The 18,534-nt window shown below is 42.6% G+C and carries 14 protein-coding genes; 8 read left to right on the top strand and 6 right to left on the bottom strand.

Annotated elements, in window-relative coordinates; all coding sequences use genetic code 11:
• Positions 1-215: 215 nt before the first annotated feature.
• Entirely contained in the window at positions 216-1,286 is a 1,071-nt protein-coding gene (locus tag F6K63_RS10245; protein WP_287311961.1) for a response regulator, read from the bottom strand.
• A gap of 1,450 nt (positions 1,287-2,736) precedes the next feature.
• Between F6K63_RS10245 and F6K63_RS10240 the strand changes: the two genes are divergently transcribed.
• Both F6K63_RS10240 and F6K63_RS10235 read left to right on the top strand, forming a co-directional pair.
• On the top strand, positions 2,737-2,886 hold the full coding sequence (locus tag F6K63_RS10240) for a hypothetical protein (protein ID WP_008181150.1): 150 nt from the start codon (positions 2,737-2,739) through the stop codon (positions 2,884-2,886).
• 6 nt (positions 2,887-2,892) lie between these two features.
• A complete protein-coding gene (locus F6K63_RS10235; RefSeq protein ID WP_008181148.1) occupies positions 2,893-3,192 on the top strand; it encodes a hypothetical protein in 300 nt (99 codons plus the stop codon).
• 404 nt (positions 3,193-3,596) lie between these two features.
• Here the strand turns inward: F6K63_RS10235 and F6K63_RS10230 are convergent, their stop codons facing one another.
• The gene (locus F6K63_RS10230; RefSeq protein ID WP_154659709.1) at positions 3,597-3,740 is read right to left on the bottom strand and encodes a hypothetical protein; all 144 of its coding nucleotides are present in this window, start codon (positions 3,738-3,740) and stop codon (positions 3,597-3,599) included.
• Positions 3,741-3,916: 176 nt separating this feature from the next.
• On the opposite strand from F6K63_RS10230, the gene F6K63_RS10225 reads away from it, so the two are divergent.
• Positions 3,917-4,204 (top strand): 2Fe-2S iron-sulfur cluster-binding protein, encoded by a 288-nt coding sequence (locus F6K63_RS10225; protein WP_008181143.1) that lies wholly within the window; start codon positions 3,917-3,919, stop codon positions 4,202-4,204.
• A gap of 142 nt (positions 4,205-4,346) precedes the next feature.
• Here the strand turns inward: F6K63_RS10225 and F6K63_RS10220 are convergent, their stop codons facing one another.
• Entirely contained in the window at positions 4,347-5,102 is a 756-nt protein-coding gene (locus F6K63_RS10220) for a hypothetical protein (RefSeq protein ID WP_143764197.1), read from the bottom strand.
• Positions 5,103-5,753: 651 nt separating this feature from the next.
• Here F6K63_RS10220 and F6K63_RS10215 point away from each other — a divergent pair.
• Together F6K63_RS10215 and F6K63_RS10210 are read left to right on the top strand one after the other, a co-directional pair.
• A complete protein-coding gene (locus F6K63_RS10215) occupies positions 5,754-7,388 on the top strand; it encodes a porin family protein (RefSeq protein WP_131826959.1) in 1,635 nt (544 codons plus the stop codon).
• 225 nt (positions 7,389-7,613) lie between these two features.
• The gene (locus F6K63_RS10210) at positions 7,614-9,965 is read left to right on the top strand and encodes a tetratricopeptide repeat protein (RefSeq protein ID WP_008181137.1); all 2,352 of its coding nucleotides are present in this window, start codon (positions 7,614-7,616) and stop codon (positions 9,963-9,965) included.
• A 225-nt stretch (positions 9,966-10,190) separates the two neighbouring features.
• On the opposite strand, the gene F6K63_RS10205 is transcribed toward F6K63_RS10210, so the two are convergent.
• Positions 10,191-11,813, bottom strand: coding sequence for a cation:proton antiporter (locus F6K63_RS10205; RefSeq protein WP_008181135.1), 1,623 nt, complete (start codon positions 11,811-11,813; stop codon positions 10,191-10,193).
• Positions 11,814-11,909: 96 nt separating this feature from the next.
• Between F6K63_RS10205 and F6K63_RS10200 the strand changes: the two genes are divergently transcribed.
• Entirely contained in the window at positions 11,910-13,151 is a 1,242-nt protein-coding gene (locus F6K63_RS10200; protein WP_008181133.1) for a tetratricopeptide repeat protein, read from the top strand.
• Positions 13,152-13,270: 119 nt separating this feature from the next.
• Here the strand turns inward: F6K63_RS10200 and F6K63_RS10195 are convergent, their stop codons facing one another.
• Positions 13,271-14,248 (bottom strand): metal ABC transporter substrate-binding protein, encoded by a 978-nt coding sequence (locus F6K63_RS10195; RefSeq protein WP_287311959.1) that lies wholly within the window; start codon positions 14,246-14,248, stop codon positions 13,271-13,273.
• Between the two features lie 235 nt (positions 14,249-14,483).
• On the opposite strand from F6K63_RS10195, the gene F6K63_RS10190 reads away from it, so the two are divergent.
• Complete coding sequence (locus F6K63_RS10190; RefSeq protein ID WP_287311956.1) at positions 14,484-15,302, top strand: metal ABC transporter ATP-binding protein; 819 nt, start codon at positions 14,484-14,486, stop codon at positions 15,300-15,302.
• A 145-nt stretch (positions 15,303-15,447) separates the two neighbouring features.
• Positions 15,448-16,335, top strand: a complete 888-nt coding sequence (locus F6K63_RS10185) for a metal ABC transporter permease (protein WP_287311954.1) — start codon at positions 15,448-15,450, stop codon at positions 16,333-16,335.
• A 162-nt stretch (positions 16,336-16,497) separates the two neighbouring features.
• Here F6K63_RS10185 and F6K63_RS10175 read toward each other — a convergent pair.
• Positions 16,498-18,534 (bottom strand): lectin-like protein (locus F6K63_RS10175; protein WP_502708294.1); only part of this gene is annotated, 2,037 nt, incomplete at its 5' end.

Raw genomic sequence — 18,534 nt, 5'->3', positions numbered from 1 at the left:
AAGTTAACCTATGTGAGGAGACCAATAATTGGTGAGTTTATAATTGGTGAGTTTGTCAAAGTATTGGTTAGGTCAACTATAACCAATAAAATAATCTATAGTAATAACCTATAGAGGGATATGTATTTATAAAACCACCCTAAATGTCTTAATAAATCAACACCGAATTCAGCTTTTTATCCTTCATAGATATAAAGTAGATAGTTACCCAATGATTATTTGAGATGTTTAAACACTATCTTGAGGAGATCGGATTGGTTAAACGGTTTAGTCAAGTAACCAGATGCTCCAACAAGTTTAGCCTTAGCTCGGTCTAGGAAACCAGTATTCCCTGTTACCATAATAATTGGGGTATGTTTAAAAAGTGAATGCTTTCGTAACAGAGAACATAGCTCATAACCATCTAAGTTTGGCATGGCAACATCGAGCAAAATTAGGTCAGGCTTAATGCGGATAACTTGCATTAATGCCCTAACTGGGTCATTAATCATGACAACAGAGAAACTTTTATCTTCTAAGAAGGAGTTGATGGCATTTAAAACACTTGTACTATCATCAATGCAAGCAATCTTGTAAGTTTTACTGGTAGACGTTGGTTGTTGATTAACCGAGGTATGATGCTGAAATCTCTGCTCTAATGGAGCCGAGTTATTTAGAGAGGATTCGTGAATTGAGTTCAATGGTGTAGAATTTCCGATTGGGACTACAGAATTAGAGCTATAGGGATTATTCACTGGCTTTGAGTTAGAAGAGTGCTGATGTTGTAACTGTTCGTAACAGTGTTCAACAATTGTGCGAAGGTCAAGCCTACAAAATTTAGGCAAATCCTCAGATGGATTAGTTTCCAGTAATTGGTAAGTTCCTTCTTTCTCTGACAGCAGAGAACCGATTACGTCTTCAGCCAATTCTTCGATCAGACTTGCTGCCTGAAGGTAATTCAGATAATGTTGATTGACCAACCAACAAATTGCTTGGTAATCTGAAGGATAATTTGAATGACTGTTTAAGTTGGCTTCAAAGATCAGGCGAACCTGAACCCGAACCGCACTAACAAGGGTAGGAATTCTACGACTTAGACGAGATAAGTAATGGTCTAGGCGATCAAAGGGGTTGATCGAGTTTGAGCCATAAATTAATTGACCATTTTCTAGATAGATTGACCAAGAAACTGAACCACTAGATACTTGTAAACATCCATTGGCATGGCGACTAGATAATTGAGCCAATAAGGAAAGGGGGTTTAGTTTTTTATCATGCCTGTAGCTATTGATGTAGGTGGAGTTCATTTTTCTCTAATCCGCTGTAAATCAATTGATGAAAAAAATCAATACTAATGATTGATTTGCTTGGGTTAATAGTTAGCTACATCCTAGCTAGAGTAGATTCCGGAAAGTTTTCTTGAAGTTAAATTATTTTTTTAACTAAAAATCGATTTTCTACACAAATAACAGCCATACCCAAACTAAAACTGTACAATAGGTCATGTGATGTGACTAGTAAAAATTACCTAATTAACTTAGGTAGTAGCTGCTTACCTGAATTCTATATCTCAGAAATGAATGGGAGCTGAGATTCAAAAATTAAACGGTTTTAAGTTTTTCCAAAAAAATTGAGGGGTGAATCGTCATTTGCATTGCACCATGACATCCAAGAGTGAAGGGTAACTATAGTAAACTTGGATACACCCTGTAGGGACAGAAAAACTTTCCCAACACTAGATTAACCAAAAATTCACTCGTTGTCCATTATCATAACAAGGTTGTCTATCATCTGTGTAAAGCTTATATAAATAGTTTTTTCAATGGATGAAGTTAGTGTAATTAATCAGTGACTATTTACTGGCTGGCAGAAAATATTACCTAACAAGGGGTCAGGGGAAAAGTCTCGGAATTTATCGTGATAGTCAGAAGTACTGCTCTAATCAATCAGGAGCTTAGCTAAAATCACTTTAAGATTTGGCTAATGACATTAACGACAAGTTAGTTAATATAACCAAAATTGCACTTGTCAATAGCATTATTTTCAAGTTATAGTTGGTGGAGCTCGAATCAGCTGTTACACACTTAACTTGCACACTGAAGTAGGACTAGCCTACGGCAAGTCGAAGAAAGCGTCTACATTTATATAGCCCCTATATAACCCTATTATGCACGAGTTTGGGGGGCTAGTGCAAGATATGAGGTATATTAGTATACTAATATAGTAATTACTTTGTGTGATTGCCAGCAAAGAAGTGCTTTCCATCAGCAGGGTGATTTGGTCAAGACGTTTCCCGCTCTACAGGGAGACGCAAAAAAAATAGTTAGGTTAAATAAGACGTTACTGCCGCAGTCTATCCTGGGAGTAATTGTCCCCCATTATAGGAATAACTTTAGGAATAAACTGATCTCGATGCTAGCTATCGTTAACAATTAACAATCAAGGCTAGGAATGCTGCGGAAGCAGTTCCTACCCCATATCTTGTCGTTTTATCAATTGGTTAGACAAGTATGGGAAGCTATTCATCCCTTACAAAGCCAGTTTAGGTTACATTTGAGCTGAATTTTTTCTCAAGTCCCATTAAATCGGGCTATAGCTATAAACTCAATTCCAAAGGGTGCATCTCATATTTGTAAAAAAGATCTCAATTGTGGGGCGGGGGCGCGGGGCGGGGGCGCGGGAATTTTCTCCCGAATTTTTGCATAATTGCAAAACTGAGATGCACCCATTCCAAACGTATTTTGCTGATCAAATATCATGACTCATTTTGGCATAATTTGTCCTGCTGCTTCTGGTCATCTTAACCCTATCACTACTTTAGGTTACGAACTGAAACAGCGTGGTCATCGCGTCACCGTATTAGGAATTGAAGACCCTCAACCAAAAGTTCTAGCCAGAGGATTATAATTTCAGGTGATTGGCAAGTCTGATTTTCCCAAAGGAACAACAAAAGACGTATTTACTCAACTAGGTAATCTGAGTGGAATTAAGGCATTACATTATACAATGAATTGGTTTTTAAATGTAGCCAAAATGTCTCTTAGGGATACCCCAGAAGTAATTAAAACAGCAGGTATAGAGGTATTGTTAGTCGATCAAGCTTCTCCAGAAGGAGGAACTATCGCTGACTATCTAAACATTCCTTTTGTTAGTGTATCCACTGCCTTAATGCTGAATCGGGAAATAAGTGTTCCTCCCTTTACCACATCCTGAAATTATGACCCTTCATGGCGGGAACTTCTACGGAACAGACTAGGTTATGCACTGGTTTCTTTTCTGGGTAAATCTCTGGGAAAAGTTATTCATGATCATCGTAAACAGTGGAATTTATCTCCCTATAATAAGGTGAATCAACACTATTATCAATTGGCTCAACTTAGTCAACAGCCTGCTGAATTTGAATTTCCCAGAAAAGAACTACCGTCTTGTTTTAATTTTACATGTCCGTATCATTATTCAAATTAAGTTAGTCTAGAATCAATTCCCTTTACTTCTGAAAAATTAACTTGATAACCGTTAATTTATGCTTCTATGGTAAATCTAAAAACTCGGCTTTTTGGGTTTTTAAAATGATTGCATAAGCTTGTATGGGATTAGATGTTCAATTAGTAATCACTTTAGGTTGGGGAGTTAATCCAGAATATTTGCCAGAATTTCCAGGCAATCCCATAGTTGTTGGCTATGCACCTTGCGTTGCTTAATAATGGAATGATTTTAAGAGTTTTTAGGTGCGCTTGACCTTGGCGAATTAAATTCGCCACGGGTCGCACCTGTGGAATGGGCATCTTGGTGGAACTGGCATCTTGCCAGTTTCAATATATTTTCCGGCGGGCAGGATGCCCACTCTACTCCTATTCATTCGAAGATTCAGCAACGCCCAAACTTGTGCCAGCTCCTGCTCCAGTAATGTTATAAATGAAAGACCCAAATTGTTGCTATGGTGAGTATTCACGTTGAAGACGATCAAAAAACCCTTGAGGTCGAACCTAACCAAAACCTAGCTGACATCTGCGATGAGCATCCCATTTCCCTTCTTTTTGGTTGTCGGGAAGCATCCTGTGGAACCTGTCTAATGGAGGTAGTCAGGGGCATTGAAAACCTGACACCTATCACAGCTGATGAGCAGGATTTGCTTGATGTGTTAGCTCCAGACAATCCTCACGCACGTCTAGCTTGCCAGTGTGTTGTGATGGGCGATATTAGTATCAGTACTCTCAAGGGGTGAGGGGATGAACAGATGAGGGGATAAACAGGTGAGGAAAATTCCCTTTCCACACTATCTTTTGTCCAAGCACAAGAACGGAGGGATGGAGTGATCACCCCATCACTCCATCACTCCATCACTCCATCACTCCTTAAACCAGATATCATTGTAAAAACTCAGGAGTTGAAAGGGGAGCATCGATTCGACGTTGACTAGGCTTGTCAAGCTTATAAATAATCGGTGGTTCTGGTAGCAGCAGATACCGCTTGCCCCAGCCATCATTAATATCCTCAGGTCTAGGTTCAGGTGGTTTGGTCTGACCGGTGGGTAAGGCAACGGACAGAATTTGACGTGCCTGGACATACCGTTGACCATCCGATGTATTGTTGATCAGGCTGCTTGCTAGGGTTATTCGCTGCTTCTTTAAGTCCTCTTCTAGTTCCCAGAGGGACTCTTTGGGGGCGAGGGTGGCTACAAAGGTTACTTCCTCTGCTGGTTTTAGTGATAACCCAAGTTTGGACTGATCCATTTGCCAGACTTCTTGAAACTGACCGTCTGGTGCAATTTGCCATAGTTTCAAGTCGGTCTGCCATCTTCCCTTCTTTACATCGACATTTTGATAAGCCAGAATTGAATAGATAAAATTTGCGTCTCTGTTGAAAGAGAGCTGTTGATTAGGGTGCAAATAGCGAATCGCTGCTACCGTGATGGGAATTTCCTCGGGAAGATTCGTGGTTCCTGCTACGGTGTAGATCCCCGGACGGTCTGATTTGGTCACCCTAAGCTGAAAAATTGCTTTGGAAGATTGACCGAGTAATCGATTAGTTAATTGCCGTCCTGGTAATGGAAGCTGGGTGCATCCATTACTTAAAAGTAAGAGTATAAAGATGCTAAATACCCCTTTTAACAAATGGGTCATATTTTGTTTGACTATTTTTTTTGTACAAATAAAAATAAAGGTTTTGTGCATAGTCGATAGTTGCATAAAATTGTGATTAAATTAAAGTTTAACAAATCAAAATTTATTTTGGTAATTTTTGGGGATGATTAATGTTAATGCTTGGCCTGGTTAATTTTTATTCATTTATATATATTTTTTTGTTAGGGTTTTAGCCAGCTATTTATATTATTTATATGATGAATATTTTCATTGATTTAAATATCCCCTAAAAATCATATTTTTTTTTGTTGTATGAATTTGAAAGTGACATTAAGTATAGTAGCATTGGTATTCAATAACATTCAGAAGTTACCAAACCTTATGATATCGGATTAAACCTAAGACTTTGAAAAAACTAATCAAGCTTACTTAATTATATGATATAATTAGCCCCAATTTTAAAAAAAACGGAGCAGCTTTTCTCGGCTGGTAAAACATTTACGGCGGTTTGCATAACTATCAGGTACACAGGATTGTTTTCTCTCTTCCCTCTTCCCTCTTTCCTGCTCCCAGCTCCCAGCTCCGAAGCTCCCTAAAAACCCAGAACTTTGTACCTAACTGAATTGCAAACCGCTGTATTGGCCATAAATGTTAACTAAGCACAATTATATTTCATTGATTGTGGTGCTCATGAGAGACATAAATCAAATCCCTATTGCTATTGATACTAATAATCAACCAAGCATGAGCGCCTCAAAGCGTTCCGTTGAGCTAAGTTACTTATTATCCATTGGCTCGACTTCCCCCTTAGCCAAATGGGGTTTTATAGCCCCGATCACCCTATCACTCTTGTTAGGTGTTGCTAGTCTGAAAACAGAACCAGCCCATGCTTATTTTTCGGGGCTATGTCCTAGTCTTCCGGATCAAATTGTTTCGGAAAAACCTCTTAGCCCTAAGAGCGAAACGTCGAAACCATCACAGCATAACGTCTGGAGCAATACAGACCAAGACCGGCTGGACAGGTTCAACTCTAGCAATTTGTCTGAAAAGTCCCAGGAGGACTGGTCTGTTAAGGATTCATGCAGGAGGATGAGGGCTAGGTTTCAAGCAAACCCTAACAGCCAATACTACTCGGTTAGCAGCGGACAAGGAATTGGTTGTGGCTACACAAACGAAAGCTGCCTGAGGTACTTTGATAGGACTGTAGGTTTATCCAAGCAATATGACCCTAAGAGCTTCCACCCCAGTGAAGATGATTGGGTATCGATTGAGCCTAAGAAGCTGGCACAAACTAACTTTGAGGAAGCACCAGAGCGTCCATTAATTCCAGAGATTGAGCCTAAGGATGATAACCCTTTAGCTCCGACCCTAAACGTACAAGGTGCCTTTCTGAATCAGGTAGACACATCAGCGAGACTACGGCTGCAAGGAACTTATCCCCTTTCTCCCCATGCTTTGTTTGGTGCCACAGTTGACCTCACCACTGGGGATGGCTTTTCCGACACCGAAGAAACGGGATTAAGTCTCAATGAACTTTACTTTACCACTTCTGTGCCTAGCTATTCTAATCTGCGCTTTGTAGTTGGTCTAATGGATTTGACATCTTATTTTGACCGCAATAGCTTTGCTAAAGATAGCACGACCCATTTCTTTAACCCGGTGTTTCAGACGAATCCTGCTCTGGCAGCAGCAGGTATAGCGTCCCGTCCGGGGGTGCTGCTCAACTGGAATTTAACCGACAACCTGGAAGTAAGAGCTGCGGGCTTTTCTTCAGACCGAGACCTGGATGATTTTGCCTTTGATGGGTTTTCTTCAGAGCTAGCTTTCCGGGTAGGTACAGCAATCATTCGGGGGACTTACCTATCGGCTCGGGATGCTCAGAAAGATGGATTCCAGGAAATTTTTTCTTTGAACCGAGGGGATAACGAGTTTGGTCCGAAGTCCTCTGACCGCGAAGAAGCTTACGGGATTAATGGAGAACTATATATTCCTGCTCTCAAGATGGGACTGTTTGGGCGCTATGGTTGGTACGAAAATCTTGATTTAGATGAAAGCGGGGATACCTACAGTGTGGGTCTGAACCTCTTAGATTTGTTTATGGATGATGACCGACTAGGGCTTGGCTATGGTCGGCAATTGTCTAATGATGACTTGCGCCGGGACGAAGGTAATAAAGTACCAGATGTTTGGGAATTGTTCTATGACGTGCGTGTTTCACCTAATGTGCGTGCAGGTGTGACTTTGCAAGGACGAGATCAGTTTTCAGATACAATTCTTGGTGTTCGAGTCAGGGCTGATTTTGATGTGAGTGATCTCTGGGATTGAGTGCTGAGTGCGTGAGTGCGTCAGTGCGTGAGTGCGTCAGTGCGTCAGTGCGTCAGTGCTGAGTAATGGGTTTTTAAAGCTACTCGCTCATAGAATTACTCAGATAGATAGAACATAGACACTGATTCATCCTTGATAGTTCATCCTTGATAGTTCATCCTTGATAGTTTATCCTTCATCCTTGATAGTTCATACTTCATTCTTCATACTTCATGCTTTTGACCAATGAATAACGATTCTCTTGGCAAAAAAAATTTCCACTGGCAGCGTTGGTGGGTCTTTTTGATGGTTTTTGGGTTAGCAGGAGTATTAATCTTCAGCCCAGTTGAATCGGTGGTACCAGCGCTCCAAGCACAAGTTACTTCTGCAGTACGCCGAGGTTACTCTCTGTTAAAGAAAGGATGGGTGGATAATGCGATCGCAACCTTTGAACAAGCTCTAAAAGGCTCTCCCCAATCGAAGGAAGGGAGGTTAGGTCTAGCGATAGCGTATCAGCGAGCAGGGCGAGATGCAGATGCTTGGGCTGCTTATCAACAAGTCCTAGCCATCGACCCAAACAATAAAGAGGCTCTGGAAGCGGTAGGAGAATTGGGAGGTTATCGTCCTGAATGGCAGCCGGATGGGATTGAAGCCCTAACGACTTTATTAAACCTAAGTCCTAATGATACTGCTGCTCTTGCTCAGCGGGCTTTACTGCTGGGCTACCAAGGTCGTTTTCCGGAAGCCCTAGCTGATTATCAAATTGTGCTGGAGAGCAATCCTACACCAGAAATCATTCTTGGTGCTGCTCAAATCTATACCTATAGTGGTGACTATCAGCAAGGGCTGGAGCTATTTGATCGTTACCAAGCTAGCGGTAAGCCAATTCCGGGAAATGCAGCGGGAGCCTATGCTCTGGCTCTACGAGAAACTGGCAATCCTGCTCAGGCGGTAGAGGTACTGGAAGCCCAGCTCAATCAATTTTCCCAATTCTATGGCAATGATAGCTATCTACGGGCTGATTTAGCTAAAGCTTATCAAGCCTCTGGGCAACTCACAGAAGCTTTGTCTGTCCTAGAACCGTTGCGAGGGAGGGATGAAGCGGCTTTACCCTTAGCCCGGGCCCTTTCAGAAATTGGTCGTCGTGAGGGTCGCTCTGACCTAACCGAAGACGCGGTTACTCTCTACCGTCAGGTACTGGCCTCAACATCAAAGCCATCTTCTGCTTTAGTCAGGGAAGTGGCTGATGTGATGAGTGAGGTACCAACCCAGTGGGCATCAGCTCTAGAGCTTTATCAGCAGTTGACCGAGGAGCAGTCGAATAACCAAAGCTTGTTGGTGAAGTCGAATAACCAAAGCTTGTTGGTGAAGCAGATTATTCTAGAAGGTAAATTGGGTCAGTTATCCCGAACTCAACGGCGACAGCGGCTGCTTGAGATAACCCAAACCCTACCGAGTGAAGCAGCTCAGCAGCGAGATTTAGCCCAAGCTTTGTTGCGTCTAGACCCTCCTGATCCAGAACTGCTGAGTGTTTACCAAGATTTGCTGGCTACAGGGGTAGATGTACCGTTTTTGCATTTCCGTGTTGCTCAGATTTTGATAAAGCAGAATCGACTAGCCCAGGCAATAAGTGCGATTGATAGTTACAGGGCAACCTCTACTGGTGAATCGGACCAGAGTACGGAATTATTGCTAGCAGAGATTGACCGTCGCCAGGGAAATCTCGATGCCACTATCCAGCGGTATCAGAGAATTATTCAGAGTAACCCAAATAATAATTTGTTCTATGGTGCTTTGCGGGGGTTAGCGGGAATCCACATTGCCCAAGGTGATCCACAGAAAGCTCTGGTTATCTATGACCAGCTGCTATCTCGCGATCGCAATGATTTATTAGCCCAGCTGGGGCGCAGTAGTTTAGCATATCAAACTAAACGTATTGACCAAGAGGAAGCGGAAGGGGTACTCAATCAATGGCTACAGACTCAGCCTTCTATTGATCCACCGCCGGAATTGTTGAGTTTGGTGGGTGTTTTGCCTGCTGACCCAGAACGAGAAACCCTGTACATTACTCTACTAGAGGTCTCACCAGATAATGCTCCTGTACAATTGCGACGGCTACAGGTTTTAGCACAGCGAGACCCTAAGTTAGCTAAAGCTGAAATAGCTGAGTGGATTGCCGGTAATCCTGATAATATCGATGCCTACTTTGTGCAGGGAGAATTGGCTATGGGATTGAGGGATTTGCGATTAGCTAGCAATGCTTACGAAGAAATTTTAGAACGGGAGCCTGATCAAATTGGTGCCTTACTAGCGTTGGCAGGGATTAGCTTTACTCAACAGCACTATGCTAAGGCAACGGGGTTTTATAAACAGATACTAGAACTGGAGCCCAAGAATTTATCGGCTCGCCAAAACTTGGCTGAATTAAGTGTTGCCCAAGATTTTCCGTTTACAGCCCTCCAACGGTTTGAAGGACTCAACTCGGAAGAGAAAGAGTCTACAGGGACAGCTAATCCTAAGCTCGATAATCGCATCCTGCGGCTGGAGGTTGATATTCTGAAACGACGAGGTTTTCAGCCTTATTGGGAGCGGTACTAATGTAAGTATTCAGCAGTCAGCCGTCAGGGCTCAGCTTATTTTATTCAAAATCACCGATTGCGCTACGCGCATTAGCTGATAGCTGATAGCTTAAGTACTAATACCCTGTCAATTTAGTTTTTATGGTTAGGGCAAGATGTTAGATTTTAGGTGTTAGATTTTAGGTGTTAAGTTTTAGTAATTAAAGCTTAGCACCTGATAGCGTTTCGAACACTACAATACTTGTTATTTGCTAGGATAAGTTACTTTGGTTCGTTCCAATTCTTCAACCAAAATTACTGGAATTGGACTGGTTTCTAACACTGCCTGAGATACGGAACCGACCAGCACTTGCTGCCAGGGTTGATGTCCCCGTTTTCCGATCACAATATCTGTTACTTGATGCTCTTGGGCTATGCGAACAATTTCTTCGGGAATCGAACCGGTTACGGTAATAAACTGATGCCGAATATCCAAGAGCAAGCGTTTGGTTTGGTTCTGTAACTGCTTGACTTCTGGCTGATTTGATGTTGTGATCACATGTAAAACAATAACTTCCCCATTACTTCGTCTTGCTAAATCTGCTACTTTAGTTAATACGTGGGTGGCTAAATTAGAGGTATCGACAGCGGCTAGTAGCAGAGTATGAGAGGCAACGGTTACTTTGGTGGGGTCTACAGGGTCTTGGGATAAGAGTTTAGGGGCAAAGGTGGGAATTGCCCAAGCCCCTAGAGGTGCAGTAATCAAAATTGAGAGGGCTGCGATCGCTAAAATTGTCTGACCTCCTTCTAGCCCTTGACTCAAGGGAATACCACCAATGGCTGCTTGTACTGTGGCTTTTGCGGAGTTTCCGGGTAACAAAAACAGTTTCTCTCGCCAAGTCCAATTACTCCCCAATGTGGAGAGATACCACCCGACCATCCTACCGATACATAAGCCAATGGCGAGGATTAAAATGCCAGGTAACAGGGTTGTTTCTAATACCCGCAGTTGGATACTAGCTCCCATCAAGACAAATAGAATAATCTCTGCTACTACCCACAGATGGTTAAATTCCACTCGCAAGCGTCGTGCTAAGGGAGGGTCTAATTGTATTAGGAAAAATCCCATTGCCATGGTAGCTAAATAGCCAGAAAAGTATGGCAGACTTTTAGCTAACACTACTAATAATAAGGCAATTGCTGCGGTAATTAAGGTATCTTGGACGATAGTCTCGGTCCAATTTTGTTTGGTTAATAGGAAAATAATTAACTGAGCAGCGATATATCCAATTAAGACACCAAGGGCGACCTGGATTAGAACTTGCAGGGGCAGGAATTGGATAGCATTACTGTTGATCGTTCCTTGTGCCAAGAAATTCACCATCAAACTAAAGAGTAGCAATACTAGGACATCGGATAAGGCACTCCCAGTTAGAATCACATCCGGTATCCCTTTAGCTACGCCCCAGCCTAAACTTTTGAGTCGCAGCATTCCTGGCACAATCACGGCGGGGGATTCTGCTCCGACTACACAACCTAGGAGTAATCCAGTGGGAAAATCGAAATTAAACAGTATTATCGCAGCAACAGCTACTGCGATCGCTTCGGTGATGGCGGGCAAAAAGCCTAACCTTAGCGCAACAGTTCCTTGCTCCAGGAGTTTCTCGAGATCCAATCCCAGTCCTGCCCGCATTAAAATGACCATAACTGCGAAGGTGCGTAGGTCATCAGCAATAACTAGGACTTGTGGTGCGATCGCATCCCCCACTTCTGGTCCGATCACGATACCCACCACAATCATGCCAATCAAAGGAGGTGCTCCCAAGCGACGGGCAAGTTGACCCCCAAAAAAGCCCATCAATAAGATCCAAATTGTACTGCCTAGCATCCGAAATGTTCGTGCTCGTATATAAAATGTAATTACTTGTCGCTCAATTATAAAAACACAGTTGATTCGGATTGGCAACACTTGATATGAGTTGTTATGAAAATCAAGCCTAACCTTGCTATTACTTTGGCTACTTTACTGCTATCAGTTGAGGGGGCAATTGCTCAACCTAATTCATCATTTCCTAACGCTACACCACCAACTCCACTACTGTCGAACCAAGAACGGGAGGAAGTGGAAAGGTTAATTAATGATCATCTAGAGAAAAGTTACACAATTCGCAATCATATCCAATCGGAAGTTCATCGAACCTTTGACTGGACGATTAACCTGCTCAACCTTTTAATTACAGTACTAATCGCCATCCCTATTGTTACTAGTCTGGCAGTGCTCTTGCTACGTCGTAGCATCATCAACCAATTAGTGTCTGAGACGCAAAAGCAATTCCAAGAAGAAGCTGAACAAAAAATAAAAGAGCAAATTGATGCTGAAGTCACTACGGAATTAAAACGACAAGTTGAAGCTTTTAAGCAGGAGCTGGAAACGCTGAAATCTGATTTTGTTTCTCAACTCCAGCATCTAGTTGTGGCTGCTCAACATGAGAAAGAGCAGATTTTTAACGAAATTTCTCGAATTACTCCGTCGATTATCCAAGAAGAATTTGTTGCTCCAGAAGTCCAACAAAAACTGGAAGAGCTAACTAAACAGCTGGAGTCGTTAAAGTCTGCTAATCCCCAGCTATACTTAACAGTTGATGACTATATCAATCAAGGACACGCTCTGTGGATTGAAAATCGCTATCAAGATGCGATCGCATCCTATGAAAAAGCGCTTCAGCTCCAGCCAGATTCCGATGTGGCTTGGTCAGGAAAAGGCCAAGCCCTGCAGAGATTAAAGCGATATGAGGAATCCCTCGCTGCCCATGCCGAGGCGATTAAAATTAATCCGAACAACTTTAGGAGTTGGTTTGGACAAGGTTATACTCTCAGATACATGGAACAGTATGAAGAAGCACTGATTTCCTATGATCAGGTGATTCAGCTCAACCCAGATTTTCATCATGCTTGGAACCATAGAGCCTATGCCTTGATAAAACTTGGTCGCTATCAAGAAGCCTGGGACAGTTTGGAAAGAGTACGGCAGCTAAAATCAAATTCATCTAATCTTTACTACAATGAAGCTTGTTATTATGTTTTAAACGGTGAGATTGACTCAGCAATTGCCAGTTTAGAACAAGCGATGAGTTTGAATGATAGACTTAAGTCTATCATTAATATTGATGCGGATTTTGACATGATTAAAGACGAGCAACGGTTCCAAAACCTAATTAATCCATAGATCTGACCATTGTATTTATCTCTTCGTCTACCTTTGCTGGCATCTAGAGAGCAGGTAGCTAAATGATTAAAAACTCAAACAAGTCTCTGGCAATTAGTCAAGTACATTAGTCAAGTACATTACTCAACTGGATTAAACGTTTGATATTTCCCTCCTAAGCCTTCAACAACTGTGTGAGTATTAGTGATTAACATTTTGATATAAGTATCGGCTTCACTACCCGGTACACCTAAGGAATCAGAGTATAATTCTTGTGGCGCTAACTTCACTCCAGCTTCCTGGGCCACAGTGTTGATCAAAGCTGGGTTGATCGTGGTTTCGGCAAAAATCACCGGAACCCCAATTTTTTTGATAGCGTCTGCCAAACCCTTGACAGTCTGAGCACTGGGTTGTTCCTCAGTATTTATGCCAATTAAGGTTCCAGCCACTGGTATGCCATAGGCACGAGCATAATATTGAAAAGCATCATGAGTTGTGACTAGGTAGCGGTGCTTCTTAGGAATAGTTTGAATCTGCTGGATAATCCAACCATCAAGCTTTTTCAATTCAGCAGTTAGCTGTGCTGCATTCTTGGTAAATTCTTCCTTGTCCTCCGGTGAGAGTTCAATCAACTGATCCCGAATGGCATTCACCATTGCGATCGCATTTTTAGCATCCCCCCAAACATGAGGATCCGGTTCGGTCTTGCCTTCGTGTTCAAAATTCAAGGGTGACACCACTTCCGCAACTGCAAAGGTCTTGACCTTAACCCCAGCAGACTTAATCAGCTTAATCAGTGCTGGTTCCAGATTGTAGCCATTGTATAAAATCAGATTAGCTTGTTCCAATGCAATAGTATTTGCTGGGACTGGCTCATAGACATGGGGATCTGCTCCGGGTTTTAGGATACCCGTCAGTTCAATTTCATCTCCTCCTACTTGTTTCGTCCAGTCGGTAATGATAGTGCTAGTGGTAACTACATTGGGCTTATCATCGCCATCAATACCACTCTGGTTTCTTCCGGTGGTATTACACCCACTTATCCAGACTCCTAAAATGATTACTACTGTCAGCCACCATTGGCGCTTTCTACTGTAGGACTGAGTAATTACTCTCATCGGCTTAATCGTTATCTTTTGATCAGGACTTATGCACCAAGACAGCACCGGTAGTCGCTCATGGGGGGAACCCCCAAGACCGCGCTACCTCGCTGCATTGCTATCAATCAAAGGCTGAAATCAGTGTAATTCCCCTAAGAAAGTAGGTTTGCAGCATAAGTCTTATCATATTCTTTTCATTTTTCATGGTAAACTATTTTCATATTTGTTTCATTTTTTGCTTCCGGAACCCTCTATGCCAGATGCTGCCTCGGTTCATCACCTTGCTTCTCCCAAGAGGAAACATCAAGCTGGATATAGCAATCTTTCCCAGACAGGAACCATTACCCTGAGGCAACTGGGTGTACACTACCGCCTAGTAGAAGCACTCAGGGATATCAACTGTGAGATCAAACCAGGACGATTAACCGGAATTATTGGTCCAAATGGTGCTGGGAAAAGTACTTTGATCAAAGCCATGCTGGGGTTAGTTCCCACTGCCACGGGCAAAGCTATGTATCAGGGAAAACCGTTGATAGAACAGTTAGAAAAGGTGGCTTATATGCCACAGCGGACGCAAATTGACTGGACTTATCCCGCCACGGTCTGGGATGTTGTGCTAATGGGTAGAGTCCGGAAAACAGGATGGTTTCGTCGCTTTTCCACGGTATCCCGGCGAATTGCAGCAGATGCCATTGAACAAGTTGGCATGGGAGATTACCGCAATCGTCCGATTGGACAGCTATCGGGAGGACAGCAGCAGCGGGTTTTTCTCGCTAAAGCATTAGCTGAACAAGCAGATATATTCTGTTTTGATGAACCGATGGCTGGTATTGACAAAAAAACTGAAGCTGTAATTTTTACTATCCTCCATCAACTCGCCGATGCCGGAAAAATTGTGCTGGTAGTTCATCATGATTTGGGAGAAGCGATGACTCATTTTGATGATTTGATTTTGTTGAATCGGGAGTTAATTGCTAGTGGCTCTAGGCAAACGGTATTGAGTTCAGCTAATATGCAACAGGCTTATGGTGGTCAAGTCGTTTTTTGGTTAGATCCAGTTGCTGTAAAGTGAAATAAGGCAACAGGCAACAGGCAAAAGCTGATTTTTGATAGCACAAAAAAATCCTTCCATCCGTGTTTTCTACTGTTCCCTGTTCCCTATTCCCTGTTCCCTTGTGATCTCAATCTTATGTTGACATCTCACCTAAAAATGCTATATGTTAGAGGTTTTAATTGAGCCGTTGCACTATGGGTTTATGCAGCGATCGCTAATTACTGCGGTTTTAGTGGGTATCGTTTGTGCCGCAGTTGGTAGCTACCTGATGGTACAGCGACTGGCGTTACTCGGAGATGCTATTAGTCATTCTGTACTACCAGGATTAGCGATCGCATTTATGATCGGTGCTGACATTTTTGTGGGAGCGTTTATTGCTGGGGTGGTTAGCACTGTGGTGATTACTTGGATCCGGACGCGATCGCAAATTAAAGAAGATGCCGCCATGGGGATTGTGTTTTCCGCTTTCTTTGCCCTAGGTATCACCTTAATTACGGTAATGGAGAAAGATAACAAAATTGACCTTAATCATTTTTTATTCGGTAATATTCTGAGTGTCACCAATGAAGAAGTGATCAATACAGCCATTATCACCGCCATTGTACTATCAATTATTCTCCTGCTGTACAAAGAATTAATGTATTATACCTTTGATCCCTTAGGGGCAAAAGCAGCAGGTTTACCAACCAACTTGCTGAACTTTGGTCTGATGATCTTGATTGCGTTGACCATTGTCGCTAGCCTCAAAGGAGTTGGAGTGATCTTGGTGCTAGCCATGTTAATTACACCAGGAGCAACAGCTTATTTATTAGTCCATCGGTTGCACCAGATGATGATTTTGGGTTCAGCCCTTGGGGTAGTAGCTAGTATTACTGGTATGTACCTGAGTTATTTTTTTAATCTGCCTTCTGGACCAGCAATTGTTTTAGTAGCTTTTGGTTTATTTATGCTGGCATTTTTGTTTAGTCCCAGTCAGGGAGTTTTAACTCATCCGAATACTCAGTTAGGACAATCACAAATTTGGCAAGAAATTAAGCGGTTGTGGCGTTGATATAGCATTTTTAGTTCAGTTGTGAACATAGTCTACCTTGAGAAATGCAAAAGGCAAGAGGCAATAGGCAATAGGCAATAGGCAATAGGCAATAGGCTAGAGAATATAAAACCATTATCTTCTCTAGCTTAACACCAAATTTATGGAGATGTCTAATGTATCCTATACAATCAGGATATCACTATTTGTCAAGGCAGTTTTGTTAGAGAAATTCGCAACTTGTACAGCACCCAGTGTACCTGAACCGTCAGCATCAAATGATAGTAATCCTGATGAACGATCATAGATGAATCTGTCATTTGTATCTAAGGCGGCAGCACCTAAAACAAATTGACCCACATCTAAAATTCCTTGAACAAGACCACTGCCGAAGCCACTAGCCGAAATGTGTAGTTTATCCCCCTGCTGACTGACAAAGTCGCTAATGTAATCTATCCCTTCAGTAGGGATATTCAAGACAAACTTATCTGCACCAGTACCTCCAGAGAGGACATCACTTCCAGTACCCCCATTTAAAACGTCATCACCGGCACCACCATAGATACGATCATTGCCAGCACCACCATACAAGTTATCATTCCCTGCAATTTCTTGTAGAACTGACGGTAATTCGATAATGCCTCGCAGATATTGACTAGGATAATTTTGAAGGTCATTCCAGGCTTGATTACCCCAACCCATCGCAGCATAATCTTCACCATAGGGAATTGAGGAACTACGATAATCGTTAGGTTCACCGGGAGACCAGTTACGGTAGGTTGAGGTTTCACCACTAACCCATTTCCATTGACCTTCTATACTACGATCGCTCAGACCGATCCAAAACAGTTCATTAGTTCCAAAGGTGGTGTTTAGCCAGCTTTGTTCGGTGGCGTTGTTAATCGTAACTAAGTTACCACCAAGGCGTTGAGCTTCTGCTTGGGTAGAAAGCCAAGTTCCAGGTTGGCTCAATCGATAAGAGTGTCCATTGTTGGTAGTGAGATAATCGCCGTAAATAATATCATCACCATCACCACCATTGACGGTATCATGGCCACGACCCCCCCAAATGTAGTTACTGGCAGTGTTGCCATTAATCACATTATTGAAATCGTTACCATAACCATTGATAGAACTTGTACCTGTTAAGGTTAAGTTTTCTAAATGAGCACCAAGGTGATAAGTAATTGAGGCGTAAACTGTGTCAATGCCCTGGTCAGCATACTCAACTACCCTATCGCCTATGCTATCAACGACATAGCGGTCATTACCGGAACCTCCCAACATGTAATCGCTACCAGTTCCACCGTCTAAGTAGTCATTGCCAGAACCACCACTGAGGGTATCATTACCACTAGAGCCATAGAGATTGTCATTGCCTGTACCACCATAGATACGATCATTACCAGCACCACCATACAAGTTATCATTCCCTGCAATTTCTTGTAGAACTGACGGTAATTCGATAATGCCTCGCAGATATTGACTAGGATAATTTTGAAGGTCATTCCAGGCTTGATTACCCCAACCCATCGCAGCATAATCTTCACCATAGGGAATTGAGGAACTACGATAATCGTTAGGTTCACCGGGAGACCAGTTACGGTAGGTTGAGGTTTCACCACTAACCCATTTCCATTGACCTTCTATACTACGATCGCTCAGACCGATCCAAAACAGTTCATTAGTTCCAAAGGTGGTGTTTAGCCAGCTTTGTTCGGTGGCGTTGTTAATCGTAACTAAGTTACCACCAAGGCGTTGAGCTTCTGCTTGGGTAGAAAGCCAAGTTCCAGGTTGGCTCAATCGATAAGAGTGTCCATTGTTGGTAGTGAGATAATCGCCGTAAATAATATCATCACCATCACCACCATTGACGGTATCATGGCCACGACCCCCCCAAATGTAGTTACTGGCAGTGTTGCCATTAATCACATTATTGAAATCGTTACCATAACCATTGATAGAACTTGTACCTGTTAAGGTTAAGTTTTCTAAATGAGCACCAAGGTGATAAGTAATTGAGGCGTAAACTGTGTCAATGCCCTGGTCAGCATACTCAACTACCCTATCGCCTATGCTATCAACGACATAGCGGTCATTACCGGAACCTCCCAACATGTAATCGCTACCAGTTCCACCGTCTAAGTAGTCATTGCCAGAACCACCACTGAGGGTATCATTACCACTAGAGCCATAGAGATTGTCATTGCCTGTACCACC

Origin of the sequence: Moorena sp. SIO1G6 (assembly GCF_010672795.1) — a bacterium.
GTDB lineage: Bacteria > Cyanobacteriota > Cyanobacteriia > Cyanobacteriales > Coleofasciculaceae > Moorena > Moorena producens.
This window is presented reverse-complemented; position numbering and strand designations above follow the sequence as displayed.